We start from the raw sequence: 15,382 nt of genomic DNA, 5'->3' as shown, positions 1-15,382 counted from the left end.
GGGGGGACAGCATGAACGGCACGGCCTTCGCCGGGCGCCGCCTACGCGTCGTCGTCTCCGGCCTGTCCTCCGACGCCCACCTGTGGAACCTCGTGCACCTCCAGCTGTTCCTGGAGGACCGGGGACACGAGGTGGCGAACCTGGGCAACACGACACCCGACGCGACGATCGTCGAGGCCTGCCGCACCGGCCGCCCCGACCTGCTCGTCATCAGCACCGTCAACGGCCACGGGCGGACGGACGGGCTCCGGCTGATCCGTACCCTCCGCGCCGTGCCGTCACTCGCTCATCTGCCCGCCGTCATCGGCGGCAAGCTGGGCATCGACGGCCGCGACCACGCCGACGCCGACGCGCGGCTGCGGGCCGCCGGATACGACGCGGTCTTCGACGACGCCGCCGAGGGCGGACCCGAGTCCGGCCTGGCCCGCTTCGAGACCTTCCTCGGCCGTCTGGCGGCCGGCCACTCCCGTGGACGGCCCGGCGCAGGGGCCGGAGCCGCCTGATGACGGCCACCGACCGGTTCACCGGCTTCGTGGACCGCGCGCACGCCGCGGGGCGTCTCGTCGTCCAGCCACGCATGGGCTTCGGCGAACTCCACCGCATGCGCGCCGGCCTGGCCGCCGTACGGGAGGCGGACGCCACCACCGTCGGCACCGTCACCCTGGACAGCTACACCCGGTGTCTCGACGACGCGACCGCGCGTCGCGCGCTGCGCGAGGACCCCGCGGGCCTCAACGGCTTCCCGCTCCTCGCCCACGGCGTCCCAGCGGTGCGGGCTCTCCTCCAGGAGTGCTCGTCGGCCGCCTTCCCCGTACAGATCCGTCACGGCACGCCCCGGCCCCTGCGGCTCTTCCGCGCGATGGCCGAGACCGGGGCGGACGCCACGGAGGGCGGCCCGGTCTCGTACTGCCTGCCCTACGGCCGGGTGCCGCTCGCGCAGGCGGTCGCCGAGTGGAGCGCGGGCTGCGAGCTGCTCGCCGCCCGGCCCGTGCCCCCGCACATCGAGACCTTCGGCGGCTGCATGCTGGGTCAGCTGTGCCCGCCGTCGCTCCTGGTCGCGCTCGCGGTGCTGGAGGCCATGTTCTTCCAGGAACACGGTCTGCGCGGCATCTCCCTCAGCTACGCGCAGCAGATCCACCAGGGGCAGGACCTGGAGGCACTCGCGGCGCTGCGGCGGCTCGCGGGCGAGCGGCTGTCCACCACCCACCACATCGTGCTCTACACCTTCATGGGCGTCTTCCCGCGCACCGAGGACGGCAGCCGCCGTCTCCTCGCCGAGAGCGCCCGCCTCGCCGTCCACGGCGGCGCCGAACGCCTGGTCGTCAAGACCCCGGCCGAGGCGCACCGTATACCCACCGTCGAGGAGAACGTGGCGGCACTCGAGTACGCGGCCTCCGTGGCCGCCCGCACCCCGGACGGCGCGGACGGCCCCCGGGCCACCTCCTCCGGCCTCTACGAGGAGGCCCGCACCCTGGTCGACGCCACCCTGGAGACCGGCCGCACGATCGGCGAGTGCCTGGTCAGGGCCTTCGCCCTCGGTGTCATCGACGTGCCCTACTGCCTCCACCCCGACAACGCCAACCGGGCACGCGCCACGATCGACGCACGGTCCATGCTCGGCTGGAGCCGGGCCGGCGGCATGCCCGTGACGGCCCGGGGAGCGGCGCCGGTCACCGCGCGCCGGCTGACCGAGCTGCTCACCTTCAACCGTCGGCGCTTCGACAGCGACGTCCGACGCCACCCGCTGAGGAGCGCCTCATGACCCGCCCCGTCCCGGCTCCGAGGCTGCGCGCCACGGGCCGTTCCCTCTCCCGCCCTCCGGCCCCTCGCATGCCCGCCCGCACGGCGGCCGCCCCCGGGCCGCACGACGGCGGGCCCTCGGGGCCCCGCCGGACCGCGACGGCCACGCTGCGTGCCGCCCGCGCGCGGGGAGCCCTTCGGGCGGCCGTCTCGCAGGGCATCCACGGACTCTCGCGACGCACGCCGGAGGGGCGCTGGACGGGACTCGACACCGACATCGCACGCGCCGTCGCGGCGGCGGCCCTCGGCGACCCCGAGGCCGTCGACTGGCGCCCCGTCACGGCCGGCGACCGGCTGACGGCGCTCGAAACGGGGCACGCCGACCTGACGACGTGCAACCTGACCTGGACCATGGGCCGGGAGGCCACCCGCCGGGTGCTCTTCGCCGGGGTCACCTGCTACGACGGCGAGGGGTTCCTCGTCCCGGCGGACGCGGACGTCACCGGACCCGAGGACCTCGCCGGCCGGCGTCTGGCCGTCCACAAGGGCTGCACCACCACGTCCAACCTGGACGCCTGGTACGGCCCGCGCGGGCTGGAGGTCGAGGCCGTCCCCTTCGACGACCCGGCCGACGCCCTCGCCGCGTACGCCGACGGCGACTGCGCGGCCTACGTCCTGGACCGTACGGCGCTCGCCGGTGCCAGATCCCGGCTGCCACGGCCACGGGACCACCGCATCCTGCCGGTCTCCATCTCCCGGGAGCCGATGGCCGCCGCCGTCCACGAGACCGACCCGCAGTGGTTCCGCCTGGTCCGCTGGGTGCTGCAACTGCTGCTGGCCGCCGAGTACGAGAGCCCCGCAGCGGCCGCCCGGCACGCGGGACCCCACGGCCCCGCGGCCGGTCTCGACGAACGATGGGCCGACCGAGTCCTGTCCGCGGTCGGCACCTACGCCGACGTCTACGAGCGCAACCTCGGCGCCGCCTCCGGTCTCGACGTGCCGCGTGGACTCAACCACCTGTGGACATCGGGCGGGCTGCACTATCCCGTGCCCCTCCACTGACCCGCCCCTCGCCCAGAACGGAGAAGTCTCATGACTCTCGTCACCGACCCCGCCGCCCCTCGCATCGCCGTCATCGGTGCCACCGGAGCCGTGGGCAGCACCCTCATCGAGCTTCTCGAGGAACGAGGTCTGCGTTACCGCGAGTTGTACCTGGTCGCCTCGGTCCGCAGCGTCGGCCGCCGGATCCCGGTCGGCGGACGGCCGCACGAGGTGCTCCCCCTGGAGGAGTTCGACTTCGGCCTCGTCGACATCGTCTTCTTCTCCGCCGGGACGTCCGTCAGCAGAGCCTGGGTGCCGGCCGCCGTGGCCAAGGGCGCCCTGGTCATCGACAACACCCGTGCCTACCGGATGGACCCCGAGACCCCCCTCGTCGTGCCCCAGGTCAACCACGCCGTCCTGGACCGGCCTCCGGCGAGCGGTGTCATCGCCAACCCCAACTGTTCCACCATCCCCCTGGTCCGGGTGCTGCAGCCGGTGGAGCGGCGCTGGGGGATCAGGCAGGTCGTCGTCAGCACCTACCAGGCGGCGTCGGGGCAGGGGCACCAGGGCATAGAGGAACTGCTGGAAGGCTCCGAGGTGGCCCTGCGCGATCCGGACGCCGACCTGCCGTCCGAGCGGTTCAGCCCGCCGCTCGCGTTCAACGTCGTCCCCTTCATCGACGAGCTCCAGGACAGCGGATCCACGCTGGAGGAGCAGAAGATGGTCCAGGAGTCCCGGAAGATCCTCGGTCTGCCCGGTCTCCAGGTCACCGCGACCTGCGTCCGCGTCCCGGTCGTCAACTCCCACTCCGAAGCGGTCTGGGTGGAGACGGACGAGCCGGTGGACCGCCGCGAGCTGGTCGGGCTGCTCGGCCGCCAGACCGAGGTCACCGTGCACGACGCCGAGAACCGCTCGGCGTTCCCCACCCCGCTCAACGCCGGCCACCCCGATCATGTGCACGTCGGCCGGGTGCGGGTGTCGCCGGAGAACCCGCGCGGCTTCTGGCTGTGGCTCGTCTCCGACAACCTGCGCGTGGGCGCGGCCCTCAACGCGGTCCAGATCGCCGAATACGCCCTCGGCCGCGGCTTCCTGTCGGGAGGAGAGCGGTGAACACGCCGGTGGTACTGAAGTTCGGCGGCTCCACCTTCCGCACCCCCGACTCCTACCACGAGCTCGCCGACGGACTCGACGAGCGCATCCGCCGCGAGGGCCGGCCCACGGCCGTCGTGGTGAGTGCGATGCAGGGGGAGACCGAAGGGCTGCGCGACCGGCTCCACGAGGTCAACGACCGCCCAGGACCGGACACCGCCGCCGGCCTGCTGACCACGGCCGACCTGGTCAGCGCCCATCTGCTGGCAGCCGCCCTGCACCGCAGGGGACGCAGCGCCACGGTCCTCGCCGGACACCAGCTGGGGCTGACCACCGGCGCCTCCTTCCTCTGGGCCCGGGTGACCAGGATCGATCCCGGCCCGCTGCGCCGGGCGCTGTCGGAGTACGAGGTGGTGGTGGTGCCCGGCGGTCAGGCGGTGGACGCCGAGGGGCGCCCGACCTGGCTGGGCAAGAACAGCTCCGACCTGTCGGCGCTGGCGGTCGCCCGCGCCGTCGGAAGCCGCTCGTGCGAGATCCACTCCGACGTCGACGGGATCTACACCTCCGACCCCCATCTGATCACCGGGGCCAGGAGGCTCCGGGAGGTCTCGTACAACATGGCGGCCCTGATGTCGCTGTACGGGGCGAAGGTGCTGCACCGCCGCGCCGTACAGCTGGCGCTGCGGCACCGGATCGAGATCGTCCTGCGCTTCAACCGTGCCCCCTACACAGCCGGTACGACGATCAGCGGGGCGGGCACCCAGGCGGCGGCCGTGGTCCTCAACCAGCGGTCCGTGGTGCTGGACTACCCCGACGAGGCCCGCGCGGACGCCGCGCACCACGCCTTCCACCTCGAAGGGCTCGACGCCGTACGCCTCAACCGCCGTCCGTCGGTGGCGGTCGTCGGCGGATACGTCGACACGGAGGGGGTCCAGCTCCGGCACGGGGTGGTGCCCGGGCGGATGGCGGGAGTGCCCGTGGCCGAGATGCGGGGGAGCAGGGTCACCACGCACGTGGCCGACGGAAGCGCCGAAGCGCTGCGCCTGGCCCAGCAGTTGCACGACGGCCTGGACCACCCGGCCCCGCGGGCCGGAATTCGAGCGGGGGTACGAGCGACATGAGTGAGTCCACCATGACCTTCACGGATCTGGCGCTGCCCGATGCCGTACGCGAGTCGATCGGCCGGGAGCTGGCCGGCCTGCCCGATCCCGGGCACGACATCGACGAGACGACGGCGCGCTGCCACCAGATCTTCGCGGGATTGCCCCTCGGGCTCCTGCGCGCCGTCCTGGACTTCGGCCGGCACATCGACACCCCGGGCGTCGCGCTGGTGCGCAACCTCCCCGTCGACGCCGAGACGGGACCCACACCGCTCGACGGCGGACCGGGACGGGGCAAGAGCGGATTCGTCAGCGAGGGCGTGCTGCTGGGTCTGACCGGCCTGCTCGGCGAGGCGCTCGGCGTGCTCACCGAGAAGGGCGGCCGCCTGGTCCACGACGTCGTTCCGGTCGCCGGCGGCGCCCGGACGCAGACCAACCAGAGCTCGGCGGTCTTCCTGAACTTCCACAGCGACATCACCTATGACGCCACGGGCCGTTACGACGTCGCCAACCCGGACTTCCTCGTACTCAACTGCCTGCGGGGCGACCCCTCGGGTGCGGCGGTCACCTATTACGCGGATGCCCGCGACCTCTGCCGCCGGCTGGACGGCGACGCCCTGGAGGTGCTGCGCCGTCCGCTCTTCCGGCTCAACGCGCCGGGGAGTTACACCCGTGGCGCCGCGGGAGGCGCGGAGGTCCTGTCCGACCCGGTGCCCTTGATCAGCGGCACCGGGCCGTACCCGGAGATCGCCGTGTCGGCGAACGGTGTGCGCGCCCTCGACCGGGAGGCCGAGGCCGCCTTCGAGCACCTGCAGGAGGCCGCCCGGGGGGTGGCGCACGCCGTGCGGCTGGAGCCGGGCCAGGCCCTGCTCATCAACAACCGCAAGGGCATCCACGCCCGTTCGCCCTTCGAGGCCCGCCACGACGGCTCGGACCGGTGGCTGCAGCGGACCTATGTGCGGCGGAGCCTCTGGGACATCCGTTACCGGGTGACCCCCGAGGACCGCCGCGTGCACTTCTGACTCGCACCTTCCGTACCCGTCCCGCACCCCCCCGGGTGCCGCGGGCGCTACGGGGTCCGGCGCGGCCAGTGCAGCGTTCCGGAATCGCTGCGCGGTGTTTCATGAACGGTCGCGGAAAGTTTCCTCTGGAACACGCTTGCTCCTTGGTATTTCAGCGCGGATTCAGGAAAGGGAAGAGAAGGTGACGGAAGAAGCCGTGGAACCGGTCGGCGGCACGGGCGGGGCGACGTCCCACTTGTCGTCGGCGACGATTACCCGGCCGGACGTTCCGTCCGTTCCGGTGCTCGGGGACGTCATCTCGACGGAGTGAAAGATTCCGATTGCCAGTGCGGTCGCGGCGATGCCCTGAGTCAGGAAAGTACGAGCCTTCATGTTGTGCCCCCCAGTGAGTCTCATTCGTTTGCGGCGCCGTTCGGGCCGCACTGGAAATCTGCCAGTTCCGGAGATCCAGTTCGAGTGCCGCGGGGTGTCCTATGATGGAGCGGCAGCAAGTGGATAGCGACATATCGGGCATTCGATGGGGGCTGGTGGCCGATGGACGAGCATCACGAGTTGGACGAAGTGGCCGTCGCGACTTATGAGTTCGCGTTGCGGACCGGTTCGTTCGGGGACGAGGACGTCGCCGGCCATCTCGGCGTCGACGTCCGCCTGGTCACCCAGGCACGCAAGACCCTGCAGGACATGAGGCTGCTGGCCTCGGCGGGGGGCGGCCGGGCGGTCGTGGCGCTCGACCCCGAGATCGCCGAGGCGGAGCTGGTCACGCCGCTGGAGCTGTCGATCGCGCAGCGCCGCCGGGAGATCTCCAGCATCCACCAGCAGTTGCGGGTGCTGTCCTCGATGTACCGCGCGCGGGCCCAGCCCGTGGCCGAGGACGTGCCGATCCGCGTCCTCGACGACTTCGAGGACGTCAGACGCGAGATCGATCTGGCACGAAGACGGTGTACCGACGAACGCATCACCCTCCAGCCCGGTGGGGGCCGCAGCGCGGAGCTGCTCGACCAGGATCTCCTGCAGACCCTGGAGATGCGGGAGCGCGGCATCCGCATCCGGACCCTCTACCAGCACACCGCACAGGCCAGCCTCGCCACCCGCGCCTACGTGCGCCAGATATGCGAAGCGGGCGCCGAGGTCCGCACCGCCGAGGAACTGTCCGAGCGGCTCATCATCTACGACCGCAAGGTCGCCTTCATCCCCAAGGAACGTACGGGCAAGGAGCCCCCCGGTGCGGCGCTCGTCACCGACCCCACGATCGTCGCCTATCTGTACCGCTCCTTCGAGTCCGTCTGGCAGGGGAGCCAGACCTTCGACATCGGTGGGACCTCCGAGTACCACCACGCCGAGGACCTGCGGATATCCGTCGTCCGTCTGATGGCCATGGGTCTCAAGGACGAAGTGATCGCCCGCCGGCTGGGAATGTCCACGCGCACATGCCGCCGTCATATCTCCGGAATCATGGGGGAGGTGGGAGCGACGAGTCGCTTCCAGGCGGGGATCCTGATCGCGAAACAAGGGCTGGATCAGGGCGACGAAAGCGTGACCGTTTCCTGACGGCGTCTGTCCTCGATGAGACAGCTGATTGTTCTGGCCCGCCCCTCCCATGGGCTGCTTTTCTTGTGTTCGCCACGTTCGGCGAAAACCGGACCTCGGAGGGGACATGGATATTCGGCAGTTGGCGACGTTTCACAAGGTGGGGACGCTGCTCAGTTTCACTCGTGCGGCGGCTGAACTGAAGTATGCACAATCGAGCCTGACCGCCCACATCAAGAGTCTCGAGGAATCGCTCGAGGTGAGCCTTTTCGACCGGCTCGGCGGCCGGATCGAGCTCACCGACGCCGGGCGGCGGCTCCTGCCCTACGCCGAGCAGATGCTCACGCTCGCCGGTGAGGCGCGGGGCGCCGCCCTGGGCTCCGACGAACCCACGGGCGCGCTCACCGTCGGCTCCATGGAGAGCATCACCTCCTACCGCATGCCGATGCTGCTGGAGTTCTTCCACCACCGCCACCCCGCCCTCCAGATCGTCCTTCGCCCCAGCCTCTGCGCCGAGACCTGCCATGCCCTGCGTCAGGGCCTGTTCGACCTGGGCTTCCTCATGGAGGCCGAGACCCGGCACCCGGGCGTCCAGACGGAGGTCCTCGGTTCGGAGCCCCTCACCCTCGTCGCCTCTCCGGGGCACCCCCTGGCGCAGGCGGAGAAGGTGACCACCGAGGCCCTCCGCGGCGTGCAGGTCCTCTCCGCCGAAGCGGGCTGCGCGTACCGGGAACTCTTCGAGGCGGAACTCAACGACGGCACCGGCGAGTCGCTGCCCTTCCTGGAGTTCGGCACGATCGAGTCCATCAAGCGAGGGGTGTCCGCCGGACTCGGCGTCAGCCTTCTCCCCACGGCCACGGTCGCCGACGCCCTGGGGGCCGGGTCCCTGGTCTCCCTGCCCTGGGCGATCCCCTTCACGGTGTACACCCAGCTCGCGTGGCGCCGGGGCAAGACCCTCACACGCGAGATGCGGGTCTTCATCGACCAGACCATGCGGTTCCTCACCGAGGAGTACGCCCAGGAGCCGGCCCTCGCGCCGCGACTCGCCTGAGCGGTCGTCGTCGTACGCGGTTCGACGCGGCCCGATGTGGAAAGCTCTACCGGAGCACGTCGCTCTCGGACGCGCCCGCGGAGCCGCTCCGGCGTGCCCCGGGACACCTGAGGACCGTGGCTCGGAGGACCCCCGGGCGCAGCCGGTCCCGGCCTCCACATCCCCGCGCCTGTTCGGCACCGGACCAGGAGTATCCGCCATGGACTTCGGACTCGTCCTCCAGACCGATCCGCCCGCCTCGGCCGTCGTCGGACTCATGCGCCGCGCGGAGCGGAACGGGTTCCGCTACGGCTGGACCTTCGACTCGACGGTGCTCTGGCAGGAGCCCTTCGTCATCCACAGCCGGATCCTGGAGCACACCGAGCGGTTGATCGTCGGGCCGATGGTGACGAACCCGGGGACGCGCGCCTGGGAGGTGACCGCCTCCACCTTCGCCACGCTCAACGAGATGTACGGCAACCGCACCGTCTGCGGCATCGGCCGCGGCGACTCCGCGATGCGGGTGGCCGGCCGCAGGCCGAACACGCTGGCCCGGCTGGGCGAGGCCATCGAGGTGATCCGGGACCTCGCCGAGGGGCGCGAGGCCACCGTCGACGGGCAGCCGGTCCGGATCCCCTGGGTGAAGGACGGGAGACTGCCCGTCTGGATGGGGGCGTACGGCCCCAAGGCGCTCGCGCTGGCCGGGGAGAAGGCCGACGGCTTCATCCTCCAGCTGGCCGATCCCTACCTCACCGAATGGATGGTCAAGGCCGTACGCGACGCGGCCGCCTCGGCCGGCCGCGACCCGGACTCCGTCACGATCTGCGTCGCCGCACCCGCCTACGTGAGCGAGGACCTGGACCACGCGCGCGAGCAGTGCCGCTGGTTCGGCGGCATGGTCGGCAACCACGTGGCCGACCTCGTCAACCGGTACGGGGAGCACTCCGGCCTCGTGCCCGAGGCCCTCACGGCGTACATCGCCGGACGCTCCGGATACGACTACAGCCATCACGGCCGCACCGGGAACCCGGACACGGCCTTCGTGCCCGACGAGATCGTGGACCGGTTCTGCCTCCTGGGACCCGCCGAGGCCCACATCGAGAAGCTCCAGGTCCTGCGCGATCTCGGCGTCGACCAGTTCGCCGTCTACGACATGCACGACGCGCGTGAGGCGACCATCGACGCCTACGGCTCCACGGTCATCCCCGCGCTGTCCGGCTGACCCCTGCCGCGCACCCTCCTCAGCGAGGCCAGAGAGTGACGCGCTGGACGCTGTGATCGGAGAGGCCGTGCGGATCGAGCAGGTCGTAGCGCGACACGGCGACATCGGGGGTCGTGAAGAGCCAGTCGAGCCGCCAGGCGCGCTTCCCGGCCGGCCAGGAGACCGGGTAGAGCGATGAGAGCGCGTGCGACTGGTCGACGAGCCGGTCCGGGATCATCGACTTGATTCCCATGGCGGGCGATGTGTTCAGATCGCCCCCCAGAACGACCCGGTTGGAATTGTCCGCGACATCCGATTGTAGTGCCTGGTAACTGGCGCGCCGCATCTCGAAGTTGAGCCGGTCGACCTCGAACATCGAGCCCTCGGGGCCGTTCTGGAGACGCATCAGCCGCTGCGGTGGCTGGAACAGGTGCGAGTTGTAGAAGGATACGGTGCTGCCGTTCACCCGGATGTCGGTGCGCAGCGTCTGCGACGAGTAGAACAGCGGGCGGTCCCGCAGCGCCGCCGGGACGGGCCTGAGGTCCTTGGGCATCCACCTGGTCGTGTCCAGCCAGCGGTGACCGACGACCGGCAGCCGGGACAGGGTGACGTTACGCCCCTCGATCACGACCTCGTACCCGGGGAACTCCTTACGCAGCCGCTCCGCCTGGTCGACGGAACGAGCCTGCGCCCAGTGTGTCCGGGTCATGTCCACATGCGCGTACTCCTGCAACATGTAGACATCGGCCTCCAGGCCGCGAAGGAAGTCGTAGAACTCGTCGGTGCTGCGCGGCCCTCCGGGCTGGAGGTCCTGGTCCCAGTACTGGGTGTTCCAGGTGACGACCTCGACCGCGTCGGAGGGCGCCGGCGGCGGTGTGTACCAGAGGGTGCCGAAATTGAGTCCGGAGCCACCGATCCCCAGCACCAGGGCGAGCACCGGAGCGGCGGTGAGGCGCCACCGTACGGGCCCGGCCAGCTGGGCCACGCCGATCAGCACCAGCGGGACGAGGGCGAAGACCAGCGGCGGGGCGACGTCGAAGGGGCCCCACCAGTAGAACTCGTTGCTGAGAAGCCGGTGCAGTACGACGAAGACCGTCCACGACAGGCACGCGAACACGGCGAGGCGCACGCGCCAACGTCCGGGACGGCGGCCGGCCCGTGTCGCGTCCTCCGGCCGGCCCTGCTCGGAGACGGATGGTTCGAGGTTCGCGGTCTCGCTCACGGACTCCCACTTCTCCCGGGTGGCTGAAGGCTGTCCCGTAATCCCTGGCCGGATTACGGGGCAGCCCCTGGGCTGCACGCCTGCAGATACTCGCACCGCGACCTTGTCCCGACCTTGGGGTGACCACCAAGACCGGCGCAATCACCCGTCGGCAAGGATCCGGATCCGGGCCCGGCGAGATCGCCCGGGCGTCCCGGCGACGTGCCGCCCCCTCGGTGTCCCGCAGACCGGATGCCGCTCCTCCACCGGCCTCCGGGTGTGCCCCGTGCCTGACGAAAGGGATGTGAGATGAACATTGTCGTCACCGGTGCGGCCGGGATGCTCGGGACCGCTCTCCTTGCCCGGCCCTGGCCCGGGGTCGAATGGAAGGGCGTCGACATCCGCCCCCTCGCGCCACGCACCGGTGACCGAGCCGCGTTCGTGCACGCCGATGTCCGCGACACCGAGGCACTGGTCAGAGCCTTCCGGGGCGCCGACGTGATCGTCCATTCGGCGGCCGCCCTGCCGAGTCACCGCGCCGGCGAGATCAGGTCGGTCGACGTGGACGGCACTGCTTCGGCGGTGGCGGCCGCCCGGCGCGTCGGTGCCCAGCGGTTCGTCCACATATCGTCGACCGCCGTCTACGGACTGCCCCGCCACTGCCCCACTCCCGAGGACTATCCCTGCGAGCCGGTGGACCCGTACTCCGGCGCCAAAGTCGCCGCCGAATCCGTCGTGCTGGAGGCCCGGGAGCAGGGCCTCTGCGCCCCGGTACTGCGGCCCAAGACGTTCCTCGGACCGGAGCGGCTGGGGCTGTTCGCGATGTTGTTCGAATGGGCGGACGAGGGGCGTAACTTCCCGCTGATGGGAGGCGGCCACGCCGCCGCGCAGATGCTGGACGTCGACGACCTCTGCGAGGCGATCCGGCACGTGTGCGAGGGGCCGGACAGCGCTGTGAACGACACCTTCAACATCGCCGCCGCCGAATTCACCTCGCTCCGCGACGACTTCCAGGCGGTCCTCGACGCCGCGGGCCACGGGCGCCGGGTGGTCACCGTCCCGGTCGGACCGGCCGTCGTGACGCTGCGGACCCTCGCCGCTCTGCGGCTCTCCCCGGTGTACGGGCGCCTGGTGCACAAGCTGACCCGTGACTCCTACGTGTCCATAGACAAGGCACGTGAGCAGCTGGGCTTCACTCCCGCGGTCAGCAACAGGCAGTCGCTGCTCAGGACGTACGACTGGTGGCGGAGCTCGGGCCGGGCGCGGCGGAGCGCCGGCGGCCGGACACACCGCGACCCGTGGCGGCAGGGCGCCCTGCGGCTCGCCAAAGCATTGTTCTGATCGACCGTCACGATAGGGGAGACGTTCATGGATCACCTCGTAGGTCCTGACAGGCTCGCGCTCGACGTTGTGGATGGACCGATCGCTGCCGGGCGGACAGGAGTGGTAAGGGCGTACGTGGCGCTCTTACGGCCGCGTCACTGGACCAAGGGCGTCCTCGTGCTGGTTGCCCCGCTGACAGCACCGTCGGTGGTGCTGCCGCACGTCGCCGCGATCGCCCTCACCCTGCTGGCCTTCCTCACCGCGTCCTCCACCGTGTACGTCCTGAACGACCTCCGCGACAGTGAGGCCGACCGCCTGCATCCGGTCAAGAAGCTGCGGCCGATCGCGAGCGGGGAGGTGGGGTTCCGGGGGGCGGTGGCCCTGCTGGTCGCGCTGCTGCTCCTCACGGCCGGGCTGCTCGTGGCGGTCCCGCCGCTGGTGGCGCTGATCCTCGGGGGCTACGTCCTCATGAACATCTGGTACACCCTGGCCCTCAAGCACCAGCCACTCGTCGACGTCTCGGTGGTGGCCGCCGGCTTCGTCCTGCGGGTACTGGCCGGAGCCGTCGCCGCCGGTCTGGCCGTCCAGCCACTTCTGCTCATCTGCGTGTACTGCGCGTCCGTGGCACTGTCGCTGGGAAAGCGCCGTCACGAACTGGCCGGCCTGAAGGTGGCCGGGGAGAGACACAGACCGGCCCTGTCGGCGTACTCGGTGCCGTTCCTCGATCACGTGGTCGTCCTGAACCTCGTGGCGGCCCTGATGTGCTACCTGGCCACGATGTGGCAGCTGAGGCCGCCCTTCGGGAAGGTGGGAGCCGCTCTCACCTTCCCGTTCGCCGCGTTTCACGTCACCCGCTATCTGCAGATGCTCATGGTCGAACGTTCCGGCGGCGACCCGGTCGACGACCTTCTGCGCGACCGGCAGATGCGGCTCAACCTCGGCCTGTGGACCACGGTCCTGGCCTCGACCTACCTGGCGAGCTCCCTGTGACCTATGACGTCTGCATCGCGGTCAACTACTACGCGCCCTACGTGAGCGGCCTGACCGAGGCCGCCCGGATCGTCGCCGAGGGCCTGGTGGCCCGCGGCTGGAAGGTGGCCGTCGTGGCCACCCGGCACGATCCGGCACTGCCGTTGCGTGAACGGCTCCAAGGCGTGGACGTCTACCGGTGTCCGGTCATCGCCTCGATCGGCCGAGGTCTGGTCAGCCCCTCGTTCGCCCGCACGGTACGTCGTGTGAGCGGACGGTCCCGCGTGCTGCACCTGCACCTGCCCATGCTCGAGGCCGGACTCATCACCGGGCTGCGGCCGAAGGTCCCCGTCGTCTCGACCTACCACATCGACCTCTGGCTCCCGCCCGGCCTCGTGGCCCGTGCGGCGACGGCAGCGGTGAGGGTCTCGTCCGGGATCACACTGCGCCGTTCCGCGGCGGTCGTCGTCAACAGCGACGACCAGGCCGAGCACTCCCGGATGTGGCCGACGCTGCGTGACACGAGGCGACACGCGATCGCGGCCCCCTGCCTGGACCGGAGGGGCGGGTCACCCGCGTACCGGCAGACGCCGGGGCCGCACATCGGATTCCTCGGCCGCATCGTGCCCGACAAGGGACTGCCCTATCTCCTCGCCGCGTTCGGCGCGATCGAGGACCCCGACGCCCGGCTGCTCATCGGCGGTGACTACCTGACCGTGGCAGGAGGCAGCGTCATCGACGAGATCCGCCGGGCCGCCGGGCGTGACCCGCGCATCAGCATCCTGGGGCTGTTGCGGGGACAGGAGATCGCCGACTTCTACGCGTCGATCGACGTCTTCGCGCTGCCCTCGGTCGCGGAGTCGTTCGGCATCGCCCAGGCCGAGGCGATGATGTGCGCGGTGCCCTCGGTCACGACCGATCTGCCGGGCGGACGCTACCCCGTGACCGCCACCGGCATGGGAGCGGTCGTCCCTCCGCGTGATCCGGCGGCCCTGCGCGAGGCCCTCCTGGCCACACTGAGCTGGGACGCGGCGGCGCGGGAGGAGGGGGCCGAGCGCGCCAGGAACCTGTTCGGCCTCGACAGCTGCCTGGACCGGTACGCCGCCGTCCTGAAGGAGGTGCAGGCATGAGCACATCGTCCGCGCGGGGAACCCGGATCACCAAGGCGGTCGTTCCGGCAGCCGGCCTCGGCACCCGCTTCCTGCCCGCCACCAAGGCCACTCCCAAGGAGATGCTGCCGATCGTCGACAAACCGGCGATCCAGTACGTCATAGAGGAGGCCGTCACGGCGGGCCTCTCGGACATCCTCATGGTGACCGGGCGGAACAAGCGGCCCCTCGAGGACCACTTCGACCGCAACCACGAGCTGGAGGAGGCCCTGCGCCGCAAGGGTGACATCACCCGGCTCGACCAGGTGCAGGCATCGAGCGAGCTGGCCACCATCCACTACGTCCGCCAGGGGGACCCCAGAGGGCTCGGCCACGCGGTGCTGTGCGCCGAGGAGCACGTCGGCGAGCAGCCCTTCGCGGTGCTCCTCGGTGACGACATGACGGATCCGCGCGACCCGCTGCTCAGCCGCATGATCGAGGTGCGGGAACGCCACGGCGGCAGCGTCGTCGCGCTGATGGAGGTCGAGCGCTCCCAGCTCCACCTCTACGGCTGCGCGGCGGCCGCTCCGCACGAGGACGGCGACGGCGACCTCGTCACCGTCAGCGGCCTGGTGGAGAAGCCCGAGCCCGGGGAAGCCCCCAGCAACCTCGCCATCATCGGGCGCTACGTGCTGGACCCGGGCATCTTCGAGGTGCTGCGCAAGACCTCGCCCGGCCGCGGCGACGAGGTCCAGCTCACCGACGCCCTGCATGCCATGGCCGCCGACCCGTCCCTGGGTGGTCCCGTACACGGTGTCGTCTTCCGCGGTCGCCGCTACGACACCGGCGACCGCGGCGACTACCTGCGCGCCATCGTCCGCCTGGCCTGCGAGCGTGAGGATCTGGGGCCCGGATTCAGGGACTGGCTCCGCGCTTACGTCGAGCAGGAAATGCCCCGCGACTTGTGAGGAAGGTGCCGCCGGCAGACGGCCCGGCCCCGGGGGAGCGGTGACGACGTCCTTGTCGTTCCGCTTCCCCGAGGTCTGCGTCA

The 15,382-nt window shown here is 71.0% G+C and carries 14 protein-coding genes; 13 read left to right on the top strand and 1 reads right to left on the bottom strand.

Annotated features, from left to right (window positions below; all coding sequences use genetic code 11):
* The first annotated feature begins 11 nt into the window (after positions 1-11).
* From AB0P41_RS05735 to AB0P41_RS05695, 9 genes are all read left to right on the top strand, one after another.
* The gene (locus AB0P41_RS05735; RefSeq protein ID WP_356715808.1) at positions 12-503 is read left to right on the top strand and encodes a cobalamin-dependent protein; all 492 of its coding nucleotides are present in this window, start codon (positions 12-14) and stop codon (positions 501-503) included.
* The gene (locus AB0P41_RS05730; RefSeq protein WP_365930303.1) at positions 503-1,762 is read left to right on the top strand and encodes a methylaspartate mutase; all 1,260 of its coding nucleotides are present in this window, start codon (positions 503-505) and stop codon (positions 1,760-1,762) included. The genes AB0P41_RS05735 and AB0P41_RS05730 overlap by 1 nt, the downstream gene beginning before the upstream one ends.
* Complete coding sequence (locus tag AB0P41_RS05725; RefSeq protein ID WP_356715805.1) at positions 1,759-2,802, top strand: transporter substrate-binding domain-containing protein; 1,044 nt, start codon at positions 1,759-1,761, stop codon at positions 2,800-2,802. Before AB0P41_RS05730 ends, AB0P41_RS05725 begins: the two co-directional genes overlap by 4 nt.
* Before the next feature lie 30 nt (positions 2,803-2,832).
* Positions 2,833-3,891 (top strand): aspartate-semialdehyde dehydrogenase, encoded by a 1,059-nt coding sequence (locus tag AB0P41_RS05720; RefSeq protein WP_356715803.1) that lies wholly within the window; start codon positions 2,833-2,835, stop codon positions 3,889-3,891.
* A complete protein-coding gene (locus AB0P41_RS05715) occupies positions 3,888-4,991 on the top strand; it encodes an aspartate kinase (protein ID WP_365930301.1) in 1,104 nt (367 codons plus the stop codon). Before AB0P41_RS05720 ends, AB0P41_RS05715 begins: the two co-directional genes overlap by 4 nt.
* Positions 4,988-5,992 carry a TauD/TfdA family dioxygenase gene (locus AB0P41_RS05710; RefSeq protein WP_365930300.1) on the top strand — a complete coding sequence of 335 codons (1,005 nt, stop codon included), beginning with the start codon at positions 4,988-4,990 and terminating at the stop codon, positions 5,990-5,992. Before AB0P41_RS05715 ends, AB0P41_RS05710 begins: the two co-directional genes overlap by 4 nt.
* A 534-nt stretch (positions 5,993-6,526) precedes the next feature.
* On the top strand, positions 6,527-7,540 hold the full coding sequence (locus AB0P41_RS05705; protein ID WP_356715797.1) for a hypothetical protein: 1,014 nt from the start codon (positions 6,527-6,529) through the stop codon (positions 7,538-7,540).
* A 49-nt stretch (positions 7,541-7,589) separates the two neighbouring features.
* Positions 7,590-8,570, top strand: a complete 981-nt coding sequence (locus tag AB0P41_RS05700) for a LysR family transcriptional regulator (protein WP_365930298.1) — start codon at positions 7,590-7,592, stop codon at positions 8,568-8,570.
* Between the two features lie 199 nt (positions 8,571-8,769).
* Positions 8,770-9,771 (top strand): TIGR03842 family LLM class F420-dependent oxidoreductase, encoded by a 1,002-nt coding sequence (locus tag AB0P41_RS05695; RefSeq protein ID WP_356715793.1) that lies wholly within the window; start codon positions 8,770-8,772, stop codon positions 9,769-9,771.
* A 19-nt stretch (positions 9,772-9,790) separates the two neighbouring features.
* On the opposite strand, the gene AB0P41_RS05690 is transcribed toward AB0P41_RS05695, so the two are convergent.
* On the bottom strand, positions 9,791-10,972 hold the full coding sequence (locus AB0P41_RS05690) for an endonuclease/exonuclease/phosphatase family protein (RefSeq protein WP_356715792.1): 1,182 nt from the start codon (positions 10,970-10,972) through the stop codon (positions 9,791-9,793).
* 288 nt (positions 10,973-11,260) lie between these two features.
* On the opposite strand from AB0P41_RS05690, the gene AB0P41_RS05685 reads away from it, so the two are divergent.
* The 4 genes from AB0P41_RS05685 to galU all read left to right on the top strand — a co-directional run bounded on the left by AB0P41_RS05685 (position 11,261) and on the right by galU (position 15,299).
* Positions 11,261-12,292: an NAD-dependent epimerase/dehydratase family protein gene (locus AB0P41_RS05685; RefSeq protein WP_365930295.1), complete on the top strand. Its 1,032-nt coding sequence runs from the start codon at positions 11,261-11,263 to the stop codon at positions 12,290-12,292.
* A gap of 117 nt (positions 12,293-12,409) precedes the next feature.
* Positions 12,410-13,264, top strand: coding sequence for a UbiA prenyltransferase family protein (locus AB0P41_RS05680; protein ID WP_356715789.1), 855 nt, complete (start codon positions 12,410-12,412; stop codon positions 13,262-13,264).
* On the top strand, positions 13,261-14,373 hold the full coding sequence (locus AB0P41_RS05675) for a glycosyltransferase family 4 protein (protein WP_356715788.1): 1,113 nt from the start codon (positions 13,261-13,263) through the stop codon (positions 14,371-14,373). The genes AB0P41_RS05680 and AB0P41_RS05675 overlap by 4 nt, the downstream gene beginning before the upstream one ends.
* A complete protein-coding gene (gene galU, locus AB0P41_RS05670; protein WP_356715787.1) occupies positions 14,370-15,299 on the top strand; it encodes a UTP--glucose-1-phosphate uridylyltransferase GalU in 930 nt (309 codons plus the stop codon). The genes AB0P41_RS05675 and galU overlap by 4 nt, the downstream gene beginning before the upstream one ends.
* Positions 15,300-15,382 lie beyond the last annotated feature (83 nt).

It is taken from the genome of Streptomyces sp. NPDC079167 (genome assembly GCF_040686735.1).
Classification (GTDB): domain Bacteria; phylum Actinomycetota; class Actinomycetes; order Streptomycetales; family Streptomycetaceae; genus Streptomyces.
Note: the sequence above shows the minus strand (reverse complement) of the source record. Positions and strands in the feature narration are given on the sequence as shown.

Bases quoted from the DNA above. Each gene is read 5' to 3' on its own strand.
- AB0P41_RS05700 (WP_365930298.1), top strand. From the start codon at position 7,590: ATGGGCTGCTTTTCTTGTGTTCGCCACGTTCGGCGAAAACCGGACCTC.
- galU (WP_356715787.1), top strand. From the start codon at position 14,370: ATGAGCACATCGTCCGCGCGGGGAACCCGGATCACCAAGGCGGTCGTT.
- AB0P41_RS05695 (WP_356715793.1), top strand. From the start codon at position 8,770: ATGGACTTCGGACTCGTCCTCCAGACCGATCCGCCCGCCTCGGCCGTC.
- AB0P41_RS05735 (WP_356715808.1), top strand. From the start codon at position 12: ATGAACGGCACGGCCTTCGCCGGGCGCCGCCTACGCGTCGTCGTCTCC.
- AB0P41_RS05685 (WP_365930295.1), top strand. From the start codon at position 11,261: ATGAACATTGTCGTCACCGGTGCGGCCGGGATGCTCGGGACCGCTCTC.
- AB0P41_RS05705 (WP_356715797.1), top strand. From the start codon at position 6,527: ATGGACGAGCATCACGAGTTGGACGAAGTGGCCGTCGCGACTTATGAG.
- AB0P41_RS05730 (WP_365930303.1), top strand. From the start codon at position 503: ATGACGGCCACCGACCGGTTCACCGGCTTCGTGGACCGCGCGCACGCC.
- AB0P41_RS05725 (WP_356715805.1), top strand. From the start codon at position 1,759: ATGACCCGCCCCGTCCCGGCTCCGAGGCTGCGCGCCACGGGCCGTTCC.
- AB0P41_RS05710 (WP_365930300.1), top strand. From the start codon at position 4,988: ATGAGTGAGTCCACCATGACCTTCACGGATCTGGCGCTGCCCGATGCC.
- AB0P41_RS05720 (WP_356715803.1), top strand. From the start codon at position 2,833: ATGACTCTCGTCACCGACCCCGCCGCCCCTCGCATCGCCGTCATCGGT.